3 protein-coding genes are annotated in these 2,577 nt (G+C 69.0%); all 3 read right to left on the reverse strand.

What is annotated here, in order from left to right:
• Positions 1-18: 18 nt before the first annotated feature.
• Positions 19-804 (reverse strand): ABC transporter permease, encoded by a 786-nt coding sequence (locus tag ACYVK3_RS08385; RefSeq protein ID WP_460496821.1) that lies wholly within the window; start codon positions 802-804, stop codon positions 19-21.
• Positions 801-1,757 (reverse strand): ATP-binding cassette domain-containing protein, encoded by a 957-nt coding sequence (locus ACYVK3_RS08390; protein WP_460496822.1) that lies wholly within the window; start codon positions 1,755-1,757, stop codon positions 801-803. The genes ACYVK3_RS08385 and ACYVK3_RS08390 overlap by 4 nt, the downstream gene beginning before the upstream one ends.
• Positions 1,758-1,954: 197 nt before the next feature.
• On the reverse strand, positions 1,955-2,473 hold the full coding sequence (locus ACYVK3_RS08395; protein WP_460496823.1) for an EXLDI protein: 519 nt from the start codon (positions 2,471-2,473) through the stop codon (positions 1,955-1,957).
• Positions 2,474-2,577 lie beyond the last annotated feature (104 nt).

Genomic DNA, 2,577 nt, shown 5'->3' on the forward strand with positions numbered 1-2,577 from the left:
CCCGGTCGCCTTCGCGGCCTAGCGCTGGTCGAACTTCGCCCGCGCGGCCAGGTAGCCGAACAGTGCGAGGGCGAGCGCCCAGGCGACGGTCAGGGCTACGTCGGACCCGGTGGCGCCGGTGCCGTCGAGCAGGCCTCGCGTGACCTCGATCCACGGCGTGAACGGCTGGTAGTCGGCGAACCACTGCATCGCGCCGGGCATCGACTCGGTCGGCACGAATCCCGAGCCGATGAACGGCAGGAGCAGCAGCGGCATGGGGGCGTTGCTCGCGGTCTCGACGCTCTTCGCGGTCAACCCCGCGGCGACGGTCAGCCATGTGAGCGCGACGCCGACCAGTGCCGTCACGCCGGCCAGGGCGAACCACTCGGCGGGGCCGGCCTCGGGCCGGTAGCCGATCGCGATCGCGATCCCGAGCACGACGGCCAGGCCGAGCATGATCTGGATCAGGCTCCCGAGCACGTGCCCGGTCAGGACCGAGACCCGGGCGATCGCCATGGTGCGGAATCGGTCGACGATGCCCTCGGTCATGTCCATCGCGACCGAGATCGCGGTGCCCTGGACGGCCCCGGCGATCGTCATCATGAGGATGCCGGGGGTCACGTAGGCGAGGTAGGCCTCCCGGCCGCCGGAGGGGGCGCCGAGGCCGTCGCCGAGCGTCCCGCCGAAGACGTAGACGAACAGCAGCAGGAACACCACCGGCATGCCGATGATCATGCCCGTCAGGGACGGGTAGCGGGCGATGTGCTTGAGCTGGCGGCGCAGCATCGTCGCCGAGTCGGTCAGGGCGTAGGACAGGCTGCTCATCGTGCGGCCTCCTTCTGGTTCTCGGTCCGCCCGGTGAGGGCGAGGAAGACGTCGTCGAGGTCGGGGGTGTGGACGGTGAGGTCGTCGACCTCGATGGACTCGCGGTCGAGCGCTTCGATCAGCGACCGCAGGGAGGCGATGGAGCCGTCGCCGGGGACCTGGACGGTCAGCTGCGCGGGATCGGAGCCGGTGGCGTCGAGGAGGTCCGCGGCCCGCTCGATCTGGTCGGCCCGGTGCAGCCGCAGGCTGATATGGCCGCCGGGGATGAGCCGCTTGAGTTCCTCGGAGGTGCCCTCGGCGACGATCCGGCCGCCGTCGAGGACGGCGATGCGGTCGGCGAGCTGGTCGGCCTCCTCCAGGTACTGCGTGGTCAGCAGGATCGAGACGCCCCCGGCGACGAGCTCGCGGATGATCGTCCACATGGTCCGGCGACTCCGCGGGTCGAGTCCGGTGGTGGGCTCGTCGAGGAAGATGACACGCGGGTCGCCCATGAGGCTCATCGCCAGGTCGAGTCGGCGCCGCATGCCGCCCGAGTAGGTCGACGGCAGCCGGGAGGCGGCCTCGGTGAGCTCGAACTGCTCGAGCAGTTCGGCCGCGCGTCGCCGGGTCTCCCTCCGGCCCAGGTGGTGCAGGCGCCCCATCAGGCGGAGGTTCTCGGCGCCGTTGAGCAGGTTGTCGACGGCGGCGAACTGGCCGGTGACGCCGATGGCCTGCCGCACCAGGTCCGGTTCGCGGTCCAGGCGGTGGCCGCCGACCCGCGCCTCGCCGGCGTCGGCGCCGATGAGGGTGGACAGGACGTTGACGGTAGTGGTCTTGCCGGCGCCGTTGGGCCCCAGCAGAGCGAAGACGGTGCCTTCGGGTACGGCGATGTCGATGCCGTCGAGGACGGTCTTGTCGCCGTAGGACTTCCTGAGGCCGCGGGCCTCGATGGCCAGGGGTTTCGACGTGGTCATGGTTCCTCGTCTCGTGGGCCGAAAAAGGGTGAACAGCAGTCCGAGCTCGAACACGCCGTGTCCTACTCGTCGATGGTCGGTACGTTGGTCAGTACATTGTGGACAGTCGATGGGCACGGCGATCGAGCGCTTCGGATGCGTTCGGATCGCAGCCTCGACTACCGGCGCGGGCCGGTGGGAGGTTCAGGTGCGTGGACCTAGATGTCGAGGTCCTCGACGGGAGGGGTCTCGGCGGTGGCGGCGACCATCTCGTAGAGCTCGGCCGGGATCTTCTCCTTGAGCTCCTCGAGGGTGTCGAGGACTTCGAGCGTGCCCTCCTCGGGGCCGACCACCCAGGTCTGCTCGCCCAGGCCGAGCGCCTTCTTCCATCCGGCCTCGCTCGTGTCGTGCTTGGAGTCCGGCGTGCGCTCGGTGTGGACCACGTACTTGCCGGACTTGGAGCGGTAGACGCGGTAGATCAGGGCGCGCTTGTCGTCCGACCAGCCCCATTCGCCGAGCTTGACGCCGGTGAAGCGCTGCCGTCTGCGCTTGCGGGCGGGGCCGATGCCGACTTTCACGGTGATCTCGTCATAGCCCTCCAGGCGGCCTTCTTCGGCCTCGACATAGCGCCGCAGCGCTTTGACGATCGCCTGCGAGAGGTTGCCGCCGGCGAGCTCCTGCGCCCGGGTGTAGAGCGGCAGGTCCCTGTCGGAAACGTAGATCGTCTTGTTCGGCATGACGGCATCTTAGCCTCCTTCGATCGGCCGGTATATGTATACGTATATCATATACGTATATGTAGACCGAACGCAAGCGCCGGGGCACAGCAAAGCGGGCGGCC

Source organism: Glycomyces tarimensis, assembly GCF_054776215.1.